Here is a 16,711-nt window from a genome sequence, read left to right on the forward strand (position 1 = left end):
GTCGATGCGAGTACTGGTAATCGAAGACGACACCACCCTGGGCCATGCGCTGCAGGAATTCCTCAGCGACCAGGGCTATGCGGTCGACTGGCTGACCGAGGGCGAGCCCGCCCTGGGCGCGCTGTCGGGCCAGCCCTACGACCTGCTGGTGCTCGACCTGAACCTGCCTGGCATGGGCGGCCTGGAGATCCTGCGCCGGCTGCGCGCCGACGGCAACAGCCTGCCCGTGCTGATCCTGACCGCGCGCGACGGCCTGGAAGACCGCGTCGCCGGCCTGGATGCGGGCGCCGACGACTACGTCACCAAGCCCTTCGACCTGCCCGAGCTGGCCGCCCGCGTGCGGGCCCTGGCGCGGCGGCGCGCCGGCCAGGTCCAGCCCCTGCTCGAGATCGGCCCGCTCACCTTCGATACGGTCGGGCGCGAAGTGCGCGTCAACGGCGAGCGCCTGGCCTTGTCCGTGCGCGAGCTCTCCGTGCTCGAGATGCTGATGGCGCGCGCCGGCCGCGTGGTCACCAAGCGCCAGATCGTCAATTCGCTGTCGGCCTGGGACGCCGATTTCAGCGAGAATGCGGTCGAAGTCTACGTCTACCGCCTGCGCAAGCGCCTGGAAGGCACCGGCGCGGGCATCCAGACGGTACGCGGCTTCGGCTACCTGCTCGACGTCGAATCGGCGGCCTGAGCCGGTGCGCGCGCCGCAAGGAGGCCGCATGCCGACACGATCCTATCGTTCGTCCGGGGCCGCCGAGGGCACGGCCCAGGAAGCGGCGCCGCGCGGCCGCATCCCCTGGCTGCCGCCCGGCTCGCTGGCCCGCCATCTGGTGGTGCGGCTGCTGCCGGCCATCCTGCTGCTGGTGGTGCTGGACCTGGGCGCGACCTGGGTCATCACCCACAAGCTCGATATCGCGAGCTGGATGCTCGAGGACATCTTCTGGATGATGGTGCTGGGGCAGGTGCTGCTGCTGGCGCTGTTCGCATGGGTGGTGGTCTCGGGCGTGCGCTCGGGCCTGCGCGGCGTCAACCACCTGTCCGAGGCCATCCGCCAGCGGTCGGCCGACGACCTGCAGCCGCTGGAGGCCGCCGGCCTGCCCACCGAGATGACCCCGCTGGTCGCGCGCACCAACGAGCTGCTGTCGCGCCTGGAAGCCTCGATGGCCGCGCAACGCCGTTTCGTCGGCCATGCCGCGCACCAGCTGCGCACCCCGCTCAGCGGCCTGAAGCTCGAATCCGAGCTGATGCTGGCCCGCCCCTTGCCCGAGGACGTGCGCATCCGCGCCGAGCGCATCAAGTCCGTCACCGACCGGATGATCCGCCTGGGCCAGCAGCTGCTGGTGCTGGCGCGCGCCGATCCCGGCGTGCGGCCGCAAGACAGCTTCGAGCGCATCGACCTGTGCGAATGGGTCAGGCTGGCCGGCGCAGAATGGCTGGCCCGGACCCGCGCGGCCGGCATCGAACTGGAGCTGAACGCCCCGGACGAGGCTGTGCTCATCGATGCCGACGTGCTGCTGCTGGGCGAGCTGCTGGGCAACCTCATCGACAACGCCTTGCGTTATGGCACGGGCGCCACCCGCATCGGCCTGCAGGTCGGCGCCAACCCGCCCTCGCTCAGCGTCGAGGACAACGGCGCGGGCATCGACGAGCAGGAGCAGCAGCGGGTGTTCGAGGCGTTCTACCGCGCGCCGGGCGCGACCGCCGGCGGCTCGGGCCTGGGCCTGGCCATCGTGCGCGAGATCGCGCACGCGCACGGCGCATGGTGGAAGCTGGCCAGCCGCCCGGACTTCGCCGGCACGCGGGTGACGGTGGTGTTTCCCGGGCCGCGCATCGGCGCGCAGCTGACGCGGGAGCGGGGAGGCTGAGGCCATGCCCGGCGCACAGTCCCCGGCCGCGCCGGATGCCGGCGCGCATCGGCCAGCGCCCGCATGCCGGGCCAGCCTGACCTTCGTCAACCACGCCTCGGTCCTGCTCTCGGACGGACAGGTGGGCGTGCTGACCGATCCCTGGTATTTCGGCGAGGCCTTCCATCGCGGCTGGTCGCTGCTGGCCGAAAACGGCGATGCCCAGGTGCGCGAAGTGCTGGCGCGCACGCATTACATCTGGATCAGCCACGAGCACCCGGACCATTTTTCGCCGCCGTTCTTTGTGCGCTATGGCGAGCTGCTGCGCGAGGCGGGCGTGCGCATCCTGTTCCAGCGCACGCGCGATGGGCGCGTGGCCGCCTACCTGCGCAGCCGAGGGTTCCAAGTGACCGAAATGCGGCCCGGGCGGCAGTATCGGCTGGGCGCGCGTTTTTCCGTCAGCGTGGCCAAAAGCGATCTCTACGACTCGGCCTTGCTGGCGCAGATCGACGGCTTGCGCATCTTTAACCTGAACGATTGCCCGATCGGTTCGCACGCCAAGCTGGCGCGGTTCGTCGCGCGCCACGGCCGCTGCGACCTGCTGCTGGCGCAGTTCAGCTACGCGGCGTGGAAGGGCGGGCGCGCCGACAAGGCCTGGCGCGAACGCGCTGCCCGGGCCAAGCTCGATGCCCTGCGCCGCCAGATCTCCCATTTGCGGCCCGCCGCCTGCCTGGCCTTTGCCAGCTTCGTGCGTTTCTCCAACCAGGACAACGCCTATATGAACGATGCCGTCAACACGCCAGACGCGGTCTTGCAGGCGCTGCAGGACGCCGGCGCGCCGGTGGTGTTCATGCAGCCGGGCGAGACGCAGGATGCGGCGCGGCTGTGCCAGCGGCCCGAGAGCCTGCGGTTCTGGCGCGACCGCTACGCGGCTATCGCCGCGCTGCCGCTGGCGCGCTACGGCGAAAGCTGGGACGTGCCCGCCCTGGCGCAGGCCTTGCGCCAATACCGGGAACGCATGCTGCGGCGCAACGGGTCCGTGCTGATGCGGCTGGCGCGACGGGTGCTGCCGCAACGCCCGTTCGCGCCGGCCCGCGTGCGGCTGACGGACCTGGGCCTGACGGTGAAGGTGGACGTGCTGGCGCGGCACGGCATGGAGCAGGTGCCCGATGCGCAGGCCGACGTGGCCATGCATTCGGCCTCGCTGGCCTACGTGCTGCGGCACGACTTCGGGCTGGATACGCTGGTGGTCAACGGCTGCTTCGAGGCCGCGCACCCGCAGGGCTTTGCCCGTTTCGCCAAGTGCATGGCGCTGGGCAGCCTGAACGCCATGGGCGTTTACGTCGGGCCGGCCATCCTGGGCCAGCGCCAGGCGCTTGCCCTGCTGTGGGACAAGCTGCGCTCGGTGCGGCGCAATGCCGCCGCCACGCGCGATGCCGGGGCCGGGGACTGAAGCGTCCGCCGATCCCCGGTTGCGGGCTTACTTGTCCGAGCCGTCCTTGAGCTGCGGCAGGGCGGTGCCGCTGCCGGCCGCCAGCAGGCCGGTCTGCACGTAGGTGACCAGCTTTTCGCGGGTGTCGGCGATGTCCAGGTTGCGCATGGTCAGCTGGCCGATGCGGTCCTGGGGCGAGAAGGTGGACTCGCCCTTTTCCATGGTCAGGCGCTCGGGCTTGTAGGTGAGGTTGGGCGAGCTGGTGTCCAGCAGCGAATAATCGTTGCCGCGGCGCAGCTCGATGGCGACCTCGCCGGTGACCGCGCGCGCCACCCAGCGCTGGGCCGTCTCGCGCAGCATGATGGCCTGCGGATCGAACCAGCGGCCCTGGTAGAGCAGGCGGCCCAGCTTGCGGCCGTTTTCGCGGTACTGCTCGATGGTGTCCTCGTTGTGGATGCCGGTCACCAGGCGCTCGTAGGCGATGAACAGCAGCGCCAGCCCGGGGGCTTCGTAGATGCCGCGGCTCTTGGCTTCGATGATGCGGTTCTCGATCTGGTCGCTCATGCCCAGGCCGTGGCGACCGCCGATGCGGTTGGCCTCGAGCATCAGCTCGACCGGATCGGCGTATTCCACGCCGTTCAGGGCCACCGGGCGGCCTTGCTCGAAGCGCACGCTGACGGTTTCGGGCTTGACCACCACGTCTTCGCGCCAGAACGCCACGCCCATGATGGGCTGCACGATCTTGATGCCCGTGTTCAGGTGCTCCAGGTCCTTGGCCTCGTGCGTGGCGCCCAGCATGTTCGAGTCGGTGGAGTAGGCTTTCTCGGCCGACATCTTGTAGTCGAAGCCGGCCGCGCGCATGTATTCGGACATCTCGGCCCGGCCGCCCAGCTCGTCGATGAAGGCCTGGTCCAGCCAGGGCTTGTAGATCTTGAGCTCGGGGTTGGTCAGCAGGCCGTAGCGGTAGAAGCGCTCGATGTCGTTGCCCTTGAAGGTGCTGCCGTCGCCCCAGATGTTGACGTCGTCTTCCTTCATGGCCGCCACCAGCATGGTGCCGGTGACCGCGCGGCCGATGGGCGTGGTGTTGAAGTAGGTGATGCCGGCGGTGGAAACGTGGAAGGCGCCGCTTTGCAGCGCGGCGATGCCTTCGGCCACCAGCTGCTTGCGGCAATCGATCAGGCGGGCTTTTTCCGCCCCGTATTCCTTGGCGCGTCGGGGGATCGCTTCGTAGTCCGGCTCGTCGGGCTGGCCCAGGTTGGCCGTGTAGGCATAGGGGATCGCCCCCTTGTTGCGCATCCACAGCAGCGCGGCGCTGGTATCCAGGCCGCCGGAAAAAGCGATGCCGACCTTCTGGCCGGAAGGAAGATGGGGAAGAATGGTGGTCATGAGCGATGCCTGGCGCAAGAAAAAAATGCGCCGCGGCCGGCTGCCGGGCAAGCCCGGACCCAGGACGCGGGCGCGTGGTCCAACCTTCTATTCTAGCGTCTTTGGGCAGGCTTTGAGCGCCGGCGCGCCAGACCGGCCGCCGTGTTCCTCAATCGGCGCGTGCCCCCGACATCTCCACCAGCCGCCGCCACAGCACCACCTCGTCATCCAGGAAGGCCCGGAACTGCGCCGGCGTGCTGCCCACGGCCGCCGAGCCCTGTTCCTCGATCTGCCGGCGCGTCTCGGGCAGGGCCACGGCCTTGACGATGGCCTGCGAGAGGATGCCGATGCGCTCGGGCGGCGTGTCGGCAGGGGCGAAGACGCCGTTCCAGGTAGCCACCTCGAAGCCGGGCAGCAGATCGGCGATGGGCGCCACATCCGGCACCTGCGGGGCGCGCCGCGTCGTGGTCAGGCCCAGCGCCTTGACCTTGCCGGCGCGGATGAAGCTGAGCGCGTCGATCAGCGGGGCGAACATCACCTGGATGCTGCCGCCCATCAGGTCGGTGACCGCGGGGGCCGCGCCCTTGTAGGGCACATGCGTCATCTTGACCTGGGCCAGGTGCTCGAACATCACGCCGGCCAGGTGCTGGGAGGTGCCGGCGCCGCCCGAGCCGTAGTTCACCCGGCCGGGGTTGGCCCGGGCGTAGTCGATCAGCTCGCGCACCGTGGCCGCCGGGAAATCGAGGTTGGTGATCAGCACCAGGGGCGTGTGCACGATCTGCGAGACTGGCACGAAGTCCTTCTCGATATCGAAGGGCAGCTTGCTGAACAGCGCGATGTTGGCGATCGAGGTGCTGGTGCCCATGAACAGCGTGTAGCCGTCGGGCTTGGAGCGCGCCACGTAGTCGCCGGCGATATTGCCGCTGGCGCCGGCCTTGTTCTCCACGATCACCGGCTGGCCCAGTTCGCCGGTCAGGGCGTTGGCAAGCAGCCGGGCCACGATGTCCGTGCTGCCGCCGGGCGAGAACGGCACGACGATGCTCAGCCGCCGGTCCGGATAGTCCTGGGCGCCGGCATGGCCGGCCACGAGCGCCAGCAGCAGGGCCGGCGCGGCGAGGTACCGCTTCAATGAGCGTTTCATGGTGTCTCCTCCTTCTTGCTGTGCGGGTCTTTAGCGCAATACCGCCACCTGCTTGCGCTTGATGAGGTCGAAATCGATGGCCGCGCCCAGGCCCGGCCCGGTGGGGGCGTACACATAGCCCTGCGCGTCGGCGGCAATGTCCTGTTGCAGGCCGTACTTCTGCGCGCCGTCGGGCAGGAGCACCTCGAAGAATTCGGTGTTCTTCAGCGCCATGATGACGTGCAGGCCGGCCACGTTGTTCAGCGAGTTGCCGCCATGGTGCACCTCGTAGTTCATCCGGAAACTCTCGGCCAGGTGGGCGGCCTTCATCATGTTGGTGATCCCGCCCTTGAGCGCCACGTCGCCGCGCAGGAAGTCCGTGGCGCTCTGGCGTACCCACTGGGCGTAGCCGTCCAGGCCGACGGCGGGAAACTCGGTGGCCATCAGCGGGATGTGCAGCTGCTGCTTGAGCTTGACGTAGTTGTAGATGTCGGCGTCGTGCAGCGGGTCCTCGTACCAGTAGTAGTCCAGCTCCTGGATGGCCCGGCCCACGCGCACCGCTTCGGGATACTGGTAGCTCCAGGCCGCGTCCAGCATCACCAGGTAATCGTCGCCCACGGCCTTGCGCACCGCCTCGCATACCTTGATGTCCTCTTGCCAGGGGTGGGGCGGATGGATCTTGTAGGCGGCCCAGTTCAGCGACTGGTAATGCTGCGCCTCCTCGGCATAGGCCTGCGGCGAGTCCAGGATCATCGAACTGGCATAGGCCTTGACCTTGTCGCGGTAAGAACCGAGCAGGCGATGGATGGGCAGGTTGGCGACCTTGCCCGCGATGTCCCACAGGGCCACGTCGCAGGCGCCGATGGTACGCACCGTGGTGGTGCGCGCGCGCCGCCACAGCGCCTGGAACAGCCGCTCGCGGTCCAGCGGGTTCTGTCCCACCAGCAGGGGCTTGAGATACTTCACCAGGTTGGGCCCGTCCAGGTCGGCGCCGTAGTAGGCCGAACCCAGGAAGGCATGGCCGGTCACGCCCTGGTCGGTCTCGACGGCCAGCAGGCCGATCTTGCTCGAGCCCGAGAACTTGCCGGTGTGGGCGGCATAGCTGGTCGGGGGAATGTCGTCCCAGGCGAACAGGGTCAGGGACACGTCGGTGATCTTCATTTTTTCTCCTTGGAGCAGCGTCGCCGCGAAAGCGCGGCGCTAAACGTAAGCGGGGCCGTCGATGACCGGGTGGGCGGCCAGGAAGTCCTCGTCCACCTGCACGCCCAGGCCGGGCGCCTCGGGCGCATGGACCTTGCCTTCGGCGTCCAGGCCGTCCACCCGCGTGGTCAACGCGTCGCGAAACAGGTTCTCCCTGGCCACGTCCGCCTCGAAGTACCCGCCGCTGTCGATGGCGGACAGCAGGTGCAGGCTGGCGGCCATGTTCAGCCCGCTGGCGGATGTGTGCGGGCAGATCGGCAGCTTCCAGGCCGAAGCCAGCGCGGCGATGCGCAGGGCTTCGGTGATGCCGCCCGCCTTGGACAGGTCCGGTTGCAGGATGCCGACGGCGCCGTCTTCGATCAGGCGGTTGAATTCATAGCGGGTGTAGTGGTTCTCGCCCGCGGCCAGGGGCACGCCCAGGCAGGCCGCCGCATCGCGATAGCTGCGGTGGTCGTGCGGCGCGAAAGGCTCTTCGAGCCAGAGCACGCGATGCTCGGCCAGGGCCGGCGCCACGGCGCGCACGTCGGCCGGCGTATAGCCGACGTTCGCATCGACCATGATTTCCACCGTATCGCCCAAGGCGCGCCGCACCGCGGCCAGCCGGGCGATGTCGCGCGCGGGCGTGTCGCCAACGCGCAGCTTGAGCGCGCGATAGCCCTGGCCGCGCAGGGCCGCCGCTTCTTCGGCCAGCGCGCCGGGCTCCTGAAAGCCCAGCGAGATGCCGCCGGCATAGGCGGGGATGGCGCGGCGCGTGCCGCCCAGCAGGCGGTACAGCGGCCAGCCTACCGCCTTGCCGCGGATGTCCCACAGCGCCTGGTCCAGGCCGCTGATGGCCAGGGCGGCGGCGGTGCCCATGCCGTGGCTGGCAAGCTGGCGCTGGTACAGGCGCGACCAGACGCCGACCACATCGGCGGCCGACATGCCGCAGGCCAGCTGCCGAATGGTGGTGTTGAGCAACTGCCCGATCGCGCCGGGGCAGCGTCCGTGGTGCGCTTCGCCCCAGCCGACCAGGCCCTGCTCGGTGGTGACCTTGACGATGACGCAATCGCGCTTGACGGCCCGCCCTATGCCCAGGGTGACGCCGTCGCGCACCGGGACCGAGGTGGGATAGGCCCGCACGTCAACGATGCGCAAGGGATCGTGCTCAGGCATGGTGCCCTCCTTGCGGGGCAGGCCGGTTCCAGACCTGCGGATTGACGAGGTTGTCGGGGCGCTGGCCCGCAATCATCTGCAAAAGGCGCTGGGCGGTGCCCACGCTCATGGCTGCCGTGCTGTCCTCGGTCAGCCCGGCCACGTGAGGCGTGAGCAGCAGGCCGCGCGCCTGCAGATAGGGGTGGCCGGCCTGCAGCGGCTGGCGCTCGAACACGTCCAGGGCGGCGCCGGCCAGGTGGCCGCTGCGCAGGGCGGCAAGCAGGTCCTGCTCGACCACGATCGGACCGCGGGCCGCGTTGATCAGGATGGCGCCGCGGCGCAGGCGGGCCAGCGTGGCCGCATTGACCAGCCCGCGGGTGGCCTCGGTCAGCGGGCAGCACAGCACCAGCACATCGGCGCCGGCCAGCAGCGCGTCCAGCGCGACGCGCCGCACCACGTCCGGGGCCGGGCGCTCGTCGGGCTGGTAGCCCAGCACCTGCATGCCCAGGCCGTGGTGGCAGGCCAGCGCCAGGGCGCTGCCTATGGTGCCCAGGCCCACCACGCCCAGCGTCTTGCCGCGCAGCTCGCCGCAGCCGGCAGCCAAGGTCCGGGCCGCCGGCCAGCCTTCGCTGCGTAGCATGCGGTCCATCGCGGCCAGCGGGCGGCGCAGCTGCAGCATGGCGCTCAGGCAGTACTCCACCACCGCCTGGGCGTTGGCGCCGGGCACGTTGGCCACCGCGATGCCATGCGCGGTGGCCCGCTCGAGCGGGATGAAGTCCAGCCCGGTTCCGTGGCGCACCACGCCGCGCAGGCGGTTGGGATGCTCGAACACGTCCGGCGGCAGCATCGAGCGCACCACCAGGTAGTCCGCCTCGGCCAGGGCTTCATAGAGGGTGCGGGGCTGCTCATCGGCCAGGACCAGCACCTGGTGGCCCTCCAGCAGCGCGAGCCCGGCGTGGTGCATGGGCTGGGTGCACACGATCTTCATGCCTGCCGCTCCGCGCCGTAGGCCGGCCCGTCGGCCCAGGGAGAGAAGGGCGCGGGCACGAGGATCTTGTTCTGCTGGGTCAGGACCAGCGGCTGCACCTTGGCGGCATATTGCCGCCAGGCCGGATCGGCATGCAGGCGGGCCCGCCGGCGGGCCCGGTCGGCCAGGTCCTGGTAGGCCCACATATGCACGACCTGGTTCAACTCGCCGATCTCGGAAGTGAAGTAGCCCACGAGGTGGCCGAGGATGGGGCGCTGGATGGCCAGGCCCTCCTGCTCGTACATGGCCACGTACTGTGCCGCCTTGGCGCAATGGCAGGTGTAGATGCGTTCCTCCACGATCACGGTCGTCTCCTTCTGTTGTGGTTTATATTCCTAAATAACTATAGTCCTATATAGGTATTTGTGCAAGCGACGACGTGCGCACCCACCCCGGCGATTGCCTGCCAGGACTCACGGATAAACTAACGCCCATGACGCCCCCCACCCCTGTTTCCCGCCTGGAACTGGCCGGACCGCCCGGTTTGCCGAAGTACCTGATGCTGCGCAACGCGCTGGCCGAACAGATCGACAAGGGCCGCTGGGCGCCGGGAGAAAGATTGCCCGCCGAGGACGTGCTGGTGTCCATGTCGGGCCTGAGCCTGGGCACGGTGCAGCGCTCGCTGCGCCTGCTGGTTCAAGAGGGCAGGCTGATGCGGCGCCACGGCTCGGGCACCTTCGTGACCGAGCAGCCCGCCCGGCTGGGCGGGCCCTTCCAGCACTTCCGCTTCCTGGATGACGCAGGCACGGGGCTGCTGCCGATCTATACCAAGGCGCTGCGGCGCTTTGCCGTGCAGGCGCCGGGGCCCTGGGATCAATGGCTGCCGCGCGAGCAGCTATGGTGCATAGACCGGCTGTTCTCGATCAACCGGGAGTTCGACGTGTTCGTGCAGGTTTATTTCTGCGGCGAGCGCTTCGCGGAACTGCGCGAGATCGACCTGGAGCAGTTAAACGGCGTCAGCTTCAAGGACCTGATCGCGCGGCGCTATCACCAGCCCACCGCCAGCTATACCGAGAAGATGCGCCTGGCGCCGCTGCCCGATCCGGTCGCCGAGGCGGTCGGCGTCGCGCCCGGCACCCCGGGTGCGCAGATGGAGATCATCGCCCACGACGATCTGGGCAAGGCGATCTACCTGCAGCATGCCTACTTTCCGCCCAATGGCCGGCAACTGCTGATCCAGCCGTGAACCGCGGGCCGGGCCGGGCCAGGCCCGGCACGTGCCCGTGGGCGCCCGGCCTGTCCTACGCGGCCTGCTCCGCGCGGCGCGAGGCGGGCGCGGGCGGCTGGCCCGATTCCAGCGATTCGGGAAAGCGCCGGGACAGGAAGCCGTGGAACATCTCCTGCTTCTCGCGCGAGACGGGCTTGCCCAGCAGCGATACCGTGTAGAACACCGCGGCGCTGGCGATCAGCGCCCACATGGCCGGGCCGATGGAGCCCGGCAGGTAGGCGCGCAGGCCGAATTGCGCGCCCAGCATCACGACGGTGCCGGCCAGCATGGCCCAGAAGGCCCCCGCTTCGCTGGCGCGCGGCCAGAACAGGGCGCCGATCAAGGGCATGAGGAAAACCAGCGCCAGGCCCACGCCGATGGAGGCCAGCGGCACCAGCAGCTGGCGGCCGGCATCGGACAGCGCGAACAGGATCAGCAGCACGATGAAGGCCGATTCGAAGCGCCGGCTCACGCGCAGCACGGCCTGGTCGTCCACCGGCGCCTTGCGATGGCTGTAGTAGTCGCGCGCGAATACCGACGCGGCCGAGATCACCTGGCTGTCCAGCGTGGACATGCCCGCGGCGAATACCGCCACCACGATGGCCGCGCCCGCCAGCGGCATGAAGTTGGCGTACAGGAAGGGCACCAGCGCATCGGAGGTGAAGCCGCCGGGCAGCGGCAGGTCCATGCCCATGGCCAGAAAGCCGATCACCGCGCCGGAGAAGGTCACCACGAACAAGGCCAGGAAGGAGGCGATGACCGAGCTGGTGACCAGCGTCTTGGCCGAGCGGGCCATGTACAGGCGCTGCCACAGGTGCGGGGTGAGGATCCAGCCGAACGTCCACAGCAGCATCAGCGTCATGTAGTTGCCCGCGTTGGCGTCGGCGCCGAAGGCGAATTTCTGCGGCTGGGCGGCCACGGCGCGGCTCCACCCCTCGGTCCAGCCGCCGCTCCAGGACACCACCAGCATGGCGGTGGCCACCAGGAACAGGGCGAAGATGACGCCCTGTATGGCATCGGTCCAGACGATGGCGCGGCTGCCGCCCAGCAGGGCATAGATGGCCACGCAGACCGACAGTCCCACGATGCACATCTCGTAGGTGATCAAGCCGCCCGAGATGCTGGCCACGGCGATCGAGATGCCCGAGAGCTGGATGGATGCGTAGGGAAACAGCACGATGATGCATACCGCCGCGGTCAGCCAGCGCAGCCGGCGGCTGTCGTCGTAATAGGCGGCCAGCAGGTCGGCCGGCGTGATGAAGCCGTATTGCTTGCCGAGCTTCCAGATGCGCGGGCCCACCAGCATGACCAGCACCGGGCCCATCGAATTGAAGAAGCCGAACAGCAGCCAGTTCACGCCGGTCAGGTAGTAGGTGCCGGGCCCGCCCAGGAAGGCGAAGGTGCTGAACCAGGTGGCGAACAGCGTGCCCACCAGCATGAAGAGATTGGTGTCCCGGCCCATGAGGTACCAGTCGGTGGCGTCGCCGCCGCGGTTGCGCCGATAGGCGCGCCAGGCGATGAAAAAGACCAGGAGCATGTAGACGGCGATGCCGCCCAGCGTCAGCAAGGTGGCGGCGCTCATTGGGACGCCTCCGCACGGTCGAGCCCAGGCGCCTGGACGGCGCCGCGGTCCTCGCGTTCGGCCCAGCCGCGCGCGCGGCACAGGTAGAAGGCCAAGCCCAGCAGGCAGTTCGAGCAGAACACCGCATACGAATAAAGAATGGTCAGCGGCAGGATGCCGGCCACCATGCGGCTGCCGTTGCCGATGCCGGCCAACAGCGGCAGCACCGTCAGGACGATGTTGAGCGCGGCCCAGGCCAGGACGATCCGGCCCAGGCGGCTGCGCGGGATGATGCCCAGCATGGGCTGGCATGGCGTGTAGTCGGTTTGCATGAGTTTTTCCCCTTGGTTTTGATATGCGTGGGCAGGTGCGGCAGTGTCATTCCGATAGGCGGGCCTCCTCGCAGTCGGGCGCCGCGGCATCGGCATGGCCGGCCGGCGCCGCGCCGCCGGTCCAGGTCACCGGCGCGGTGCGCTGGCGATGGACCTTCAGGTCGAAGATGTCGAAGCGGTTGTAGTAGCCGACGATGTCGTGGAACTGCTTGGGTTCTATGCAGGCCGACAGGTCGAAGGTGGCGTAGGCGATGCCTTCCTCGTCGCGCAGCACGTCGCCGATCTGCGCGCCGGCCGGGTCGATGAACATCGAGGCCGCGCGCGGCGAGCCGTCCAGCACGTCGGCGATGGAAGGATCGCGCGCGACCAGGAACTCGCGCATGGCCGCGTCCATGTAGCCGGCGCAGACGATGCCGAACAGCTTGCCCTCGAAGGAGTGGGCGGCGGCGCGGATCCGGTTGGCGTTCAGGTTGTCGTAGTTGCTGCCGCTATCGGGCGCATGGGTCGGCCAAAGCGGTGGCCAACTCGAGACGTGGATCTGTTCGCCTTGGGCGATCAGGGCGAAGCGGGCCAGCGGATTGGTGTTCTCGCCGCAGATCAGCCCGCCCAGCCGCCCTATGCCGGTGGATACCACGCGCAGGCCGTCGCCGTCGCCCGGGGCCCAGACCAGCTTTTCGAAGAAGGTGGGCACCAGCTTGCGGTGGTGGTTCAGCAGGTGGCCGTCGTCGCTGAACAGCGCGTAGGCGTTCCAGAGGCAGCCCGCGCTGGCCGGGCTGCTTTCGCTGAAACCCATCATCACGTAGACCTGGTGCTTGCGCGCGGCCTGGGCGATGCGCCGCATTTCCTCGCCGTCCACCCGTATGCTTTGCTCGGCCATGGCGCGGAACAGGTCGTGGTTGTGCATGGGCGCCCATAGCGCGGCCCAGACGGGAAAGGCGGGTATGTACGATTCGGGAAAGACCACGTAGCGCGCGCCGTGGGCGGCGGCCTCGGCGATGAGGGCGACGGCCTTGTCCGTGGTGGCGCGGGCGTCGAGAAATACCGGGGCCGCGTGGACGGCGGCGACGGGAACGATGGGATGTCCGGTCATGGCTGGTGGCGATCGGGTGGATGACGCCAGCCAGCTTACGTGAGCCCCCCGCGCGCAGGAACTGCAAAAAAATGCACGGGCGCTTGCAAAAATGCCCAGCCCTTGCGCCGTGGTCCAGGCTTGCGCCGCGCCGGCACAGGCCTAAAATGGGTGGGCGCAGGCGGCCGGCCATAAGGCCGCGCGCAAGGGGAAACGGGCATCGGGCCCGAGGGTGGCGTCATACAAGAGCAAGATCCCGCCATGATTCCGTTCAACCATCTCGACTGGGACGACCTGCGCTACCTGCTGGAGGTCGCGCGCGCCGGCAGCCTGGCCGGCGCGGCCAAGCGGCTGCGCGTCGATCACTCCACCGTCAGCCGGCGCATCGCCCAGCTCGAGTTCCATACCGGCGCCAGCCTGTTCGAACGGCGCCCGCAAGGGCTGCGCGCCACCGAGCGCGGGCTGATCCTGTTGCAGTGCGCCGAGGCGGTCGAGGCCAAGCTGCTGCTGGCGCGCGAGCGCTTCGAGTCGCCGCGCGACGATCCCTGCCCGAGGGTGCGGCTGGCCAGCATGGAAGGCATCGCCTCGCTCTACCTGGCCCGCCGGCTCGAGCGCCTGCGCCAGCACAGCCCCGACGTGACGCTGGAGCTGGTGACGTCCACCCAGCTGGTCAGCGTGGCCCGGCGCGAGGCCGATCTGTTCCTGAGTTTTTTCCAGCCCGAAGGCAAGGGATGGGTGTCGCGCAAGCTGGGCGAGTTCAAGCTGGCGCTATACGGTTCGCCCGGGTATTTCGCCCGGCATGGCGTGCCGGGCAGCGTGCGCGAGCTGGGCCGGCATCGCTACGTTACCTACGTGGACGACCTGATCAACCTGGACGCGGTGCGCTGGCTCGACGAGGTGCTGACGCAGCGCCGGGTGGGCTTTCACAGCACCAGCATGATCGCGCAGATGAATGCCGCCGCCAGCGGCGAGGGGCTGGTGCTGCTGCCGGTTTTCGCCGACGAGCAGACGCCGCTGGTGCCGGTGCTGTGGCCGCAGGTGCAGGCCACCCGGGAGGTATGGCTGAGCGTGCATGCCGAGCTGCAGTTCGCCCCGCGCATCAAGTCGATGAGCGAGGCGCTGGCGGCCTTGTTCGCCGCCGACGGGCAGTACCTGGCGGCGCCGCATGCCGAGCCGGCCCGGCGCAGCCGGGGCCTGCGCGCCGACGCTGCCTAGTCCTGGTCGAGCCGGCCCAGCAGCAGGAACTCCATCAGCGCCTTTTGGGCATGCATGCGGTTCTCGGCCTCGTCCCACACCACGCTTTGCGGCCCGTCGATGACCTCGCCGGTGACTTCCTCGCCGCGATGGGCGGGCAGGCAATGCATGAACAGGGCCTGCGGGTCGGCCCGGGACATCATGTCCGCGTCCACGCACCAGTTGGCGAAGGCCTTGCGCCGCGCCTCGTTTTCGGACTCGTAGCCCATGCTGGTCCAGACGTCGGTGGTGACCAGGTGCGCGCCTTCGCAGGCCTGGCGCGGATCGTCGAACTGGCTGAGCACCGAGGCGGCCGTGCCGATGCGCTCCTGTTCGAGCTCGTAGCCCTTGGGCGTGGACACATGCAGCTTGAAGCCCAGCAGTTCGGCGGCCTGCAGCCAGGTGTAGGCCATGTTGTTGGCGTCGCCGATCCAGGCCACTGTCTTGCCGGCGATGTCGCCGCGATGCTCGATGTAGGTCAGGATGTCGGCCAGGATCTGGCAGGGATGGAATTCGTTGGTCAGGCCGTTGATCACCGGCACCCGAGAATGCGCGGCGAAACGCTCGATGCGCGTCTGTTCGAAGGTGCGGATCATGATCACGTCGACCATGCGCGAGACCACCCGGGCGGTGTCCTCGATGGGCTCGGATCGGCCCAGCTGCGAATCGGAGGTGGTCAGGTTGATGACCGAGCCGCCCAGCTGGTACATGCCGGCCTCGAACGAGACGCGCGTGCGGGTGCTGGCCTTCTCGAACACCATCGCCAGCGTGCGGTCGTGCAGCGTCATGTGCGGCTGGTATCGCTTGAACTTGTCCTTGATGAGCGCCGCGCGGCGCAGCACGTAGTCGATCTCGTCGCGGTTCAGGTCGCGCAATTGCAGGAAGTGGCGCAGCGGGCCGGGCTGATTCGAAGCTTGGGTCATCGTGGATCCGTTGTTGCGGGTCGGCGGCCGCGGGTGGCGGCCGCCGGTGGGGCGGGTCAGGCCTGTTCGGCCAGGAATTGCTTGATGAGCGGCACGAGGATGTCGGCCAGCTGGTCGGCCTCGGCCTGGGTAATGACCAGGGGCGGCAGCAGGCGCACCACTTTCTCGCGCGTGACGTTGATCAGCAGGCCGGCATCCAGCGCCTGGCGCGCCAGCACGCCGCAGGGGCGCGCCAGCTCGATGCCCAGCATCAGGCCGCGGCCGCGCACTTCCTGCACGCCTTGCACGCCTTGCAGGTCGTTGGCCAGGCGCTGCTTGAGGTATTGGCCCACGGTGTGCGCGTTCTCGAGCAGCTTTTCTTCTTCGAGGGCATTGAGCGTGGCCAGCGCAGCCGCGCAGACCAGCGGGCCGCCGCCGAAGGTGGTGCCGTGGTTGCCCGGGCCGAACACGCCGGCCGCGCGGCCGGCGAAGGCCGCCGCGCCGATGGGCACGCCGCCGCCCAGGCCCTTGGCCAGGGTGATGACGTCCGGCCGGACATCGGCCCATTGGTGGGCCAGCCACTTGCCGGTGCGGCCGATGCCCGATTGCACCTCGTCGATCATGAGCAGCCAGCCGCGCTCGTCGCACAGCGCGCGCAGGCCCTGGATGTAGGCCGCGTCCGAAGGCCGGATGCCGCCTTCGCCCTGCAGCACTTCCAGCAGCACGGCCACCACGCGCGGCTCGGCGTCGCCGGCGCGGCGCACCGCGTCCAGGTCGTTGTACGGCACTTGCGGAAAGCCGCCGGGCAGGGGGCCGAAGCCGGCGCGCGCCTTGTCGCTGCCCGTGGCCGCCAGCGTGCCCAGCGTGCGGCCGTGCCAGGACGATTCCATGACGATGATGTGGGGAAACTCGTTGCCCTGCTTGTGTCCGAAGTAGCGCGCGGCCTTGATGGCGGCCTCGTTGGCTTCCGAGCCGCTGTTGGCGAACAGCACCTCCTGCATGCCCGAGATCTGCACGATGCGCTCGGCCAGCGCGGCCTGCTCGGGCACTTCATAGAGGTTGGAAGTGTGGATCAGCCTGGCGGCCTGCTCGGCGATGGCCTTGACCAGCTTGGGGTGCCCGTGGCCCAGGCACGAGACGCCGATGCCGGCCATGCCGTCCAGGACCTTTCGGCCCTGGCTGTCCCAGAGCCAGACGCCCTGGCCATGAGTGAAGGAAACCGGCAGGCGGGCATAGATGTTGGCCAAGGGCGAGGACATGCGAGGGCTCCTGAAAAAACGGGCGCCGCACCCGGGTGCGC

The 16,711-nt window shown here is 69.1% G+C and carries 16 protein-coding genes; 5 read left to right on the top strand and 11 right to left on the bottom strand.

The genetic code is table 11. The features are described from left to right. Positions 1–4 precede the first annotated feature (4 nt). The 3 genes from V8Z80_RS01795 (at position 5) to V8Z80_RS01805 (ending at position 3,285) form a co-directional block, all read left to right on the top strand. On the top strand, positions 5–679 hold the full coding sequence (locus V8Z80_RS01795) for a response regulator transcription factor (RefSeq protein ID WP_155196936.1): 675 nt from the start codon (positions 5–7) through the stop codon (positions 677–679). Positions 680–830: 151 nt separating this feature from the next. After that, the gene (locus tag V8Z80_RS01800; RefSeq protein WP_336060998.1) at positions 831–1,853 is read left to right on the top strand and encodes a sensor histidine kinase; all 1,023 of its coding nucleotides are present in this window, start codon (positions 831–833) and stop codon (positions 1,851–1,853) included. A 4-nt stretch (positions 1,854–1,857) separates the two neighbouring features. After that, positions 1,858–3,285 carry an MBL fold metallo-hydrolase gene (locus V8Z80_RS01805; protein ID WP_336060845.1) on the top strand — a complete coding sequence of 476 codons (1,428 nt, stop codon included), beginning with the start codon at positions 1,858–1,860 and terminating at the stop codon, positions 3,283–3,285. 27 nt (positions 3,286–3,312) lie between these two features. On the opposite strand, the gene argG is transcribed toward V8Z80_RS01805, so the two are convergent. The 6 genes from argG to V8Z80_RS01835 form a co-directional block, all read right to left on the bottom strand. Then, positions 3,313–4,650: an argininosuccinate synthase gene (argG, locus tag V8Z80_RS01810; RefSeq protein WP_336060846.1), complete on the bottom strand. Its 1,338-nt coding sequence runs from the start codon at positions 4,648–4,650 to the stop codon at positions 3,313–3,315. 148 nt (positions 4,651–4,798) lie between these two features. After that, positions 4,799–5,770: a Bug family tripartite tricarboxylate transporter substrate binding protein gene (locus tag V8Z80_RS01815; RefSeq protein ID WP_336060847.1), complete on the bottom strand. Its 972-nt coding sequence runs from the start codon at positions 5,768–5,770 to the stop codon at positions 4,799–4,801. Between the two features lie 30 nt (positions 5,771–5,800). Beyond that, positions 5,801–6,910, bottom strand: coding sequence for an enolase C-terminal domain-like protein (locus tag V8Z80_RS01820; protein ID WP_155196941.1), 1,110 nt, complete (start codon positions 6,908–6,910; stop codon positions 5,801–5,803). Positions 6,911–6,949: 39 nt separating this feature from the next. After that, a complete protein-coding gene (locus V8Z80_RS01825) occupies positions 6,950–8,101 on the bottom strand; it encodes a mandelate racemase/muconate lactonizing enzyme family protein (protein ID WP_155196942.1) in 1,152 nt (383 codons plus the stop codon). Next, on the bottom strand, positions 8,094–9,068 hold the full coding sequence (locus V8Z80_RS01830; RefSeq protein WP_336060848.1) for a hydroxyacid dehydrogenase: 975 nt from the start codon (positions 9,066–9,068) through the stop codon (positions 8,094–8,096). The genes V8Z80_RS01825 and V8Z80_RS01830 overlap by 8 nt, the downstream gene beginning before the upstream one ends. Continuing rightward, on the bottom strand, positions 9,065–9,412 hold the full coding sequence (locus tag V8Z80_RS01835; protein ID WP_336060849.1) for an NIPSNAP family protein: 348 nt from the start codon (positions 9,410–9,412) through the stop codon (positions 9,065–9,067). The genes V8Z80_RS01830 and V8Z80_RS01835 overlap by 4 nt, the downstream gene beginning before the upstream one ends. 128 nt (positions 9,413–9,540) lie before the next feature. On the opposite strand from V8Z80_RS01835, the gene V8Z80_RS01840 reads away from it, so the two are divergent. Then, positions 9,541–10,293, top strand: coding sequence for a GntR family transcriptional regulator (locus V8Z80_RS01840; RefSeq protein ID WP_155196943.1), 753 nt, complete (start codon positions 9,541–9,543; stop codon positions 10,291–10,293). A gap of 55 nt (positions 10,294–10,348) precedes the next feature. Here V8Z80_RS01840 and V8Z80_RS01845 read toward each other — a convergent pair whose 3' ends face one another. From V8Z80_RS01845 to V8Z80_RS01855, 3 genes are read right to left on the bottom strand one after another with little or no spacing between them, the layout of a single operon-like run. Then, complete coding sequence (locus tag V8Z80_RS01845; RefSeq protein WP_336060850.1) at positions 10,349–11,896, bottom strand: sodium:solute symporter family protein; 1,548 nt, start codon at positions 11,894–11,896, stop codon at positions 10,349–10,351. Further along, positions 11,893–12,207 (bottom strand): hypothetical protein, encoded by a 315-nt coding sequence (locus tag V8Z80_RS01850; protein ID WP_336060851.1) that lies wholly within the window; start codon positions 12,205–12,207, stop codon positions 11,893–11,895. Before V8Z80_RS01850 ends, V8Z80_RS01845 begins: the two co-directional genes overlap by 4 nt. 46 nt (positions 12,208–12,253) lie before the next feature. Then, positions 12,254–13,297 carry a carbon-nitrogen hydrolase family protein gene (locus V8Z80_RS01855; RefSeq protein WP_336060852.1) on the bottom strand — a complete coding sequence of 348 codons (1,044 nt, stop codon included), beginning with the start codon at positions 13,295–13,297 and terminating at the stop codon, positions 12,254–12,256. 240 nt (positions 13,298–13,537) lie between these two features. Here V8Z80_RS01855 and V8Z80_RS01860 point away from each other — a divergent pair, with 240 nt between their 5' ends. Further along, positions 13,538–14,491: a LysR family transcriptional regulator gene (locus V8Z80_RS01860; RefSeq protein ID WP_155196947.1), complete on the top strand. Its 954-nt coding sequence runs from the start codon at positions 13,538–13,540 to the stop codon at positions 14,489–14,491. Here the strand turns inward: V8Z80_RS01860 and argF are convergent. Continuing rightward, positions 14,488–15,432, bottom strand: coding sequence for an ornithine carbamoyltransferase (argF, locus tag V8Z80_RS01865; RefSeq protein WP_155196948.1), 945 nt, complete (start codon positions 15,430–15,432; stop codon positions 14,488–14,490). The genes V8Z80_RS01860 and argF overlap by 4 nt on opposite strands. Positions 15,433–15,488: 56 nt before the next feature. Beyond that, entirely contained in the window at positions 15,489–16,670 is a 1,182-nt protein-coding gene (locus V8Z80_RS01870; RefSeq protein ID WP_155196949.1) for an aspartate aminotransferase family protein, read from the bottom strand. Positions 16,671–16,711 lie beyond the last annotated feature (41 nt).

The organism is Orrella sp. JC864 (genome assembly GCF_037026685.1).
In the GTDB taxonomy this organism is placed as follows: domain Bacteria; phylum Pseudomonadota; class Gammaproteobacteria; order Burkholderiales; family Burkholderiaceae_B; genus Orrella.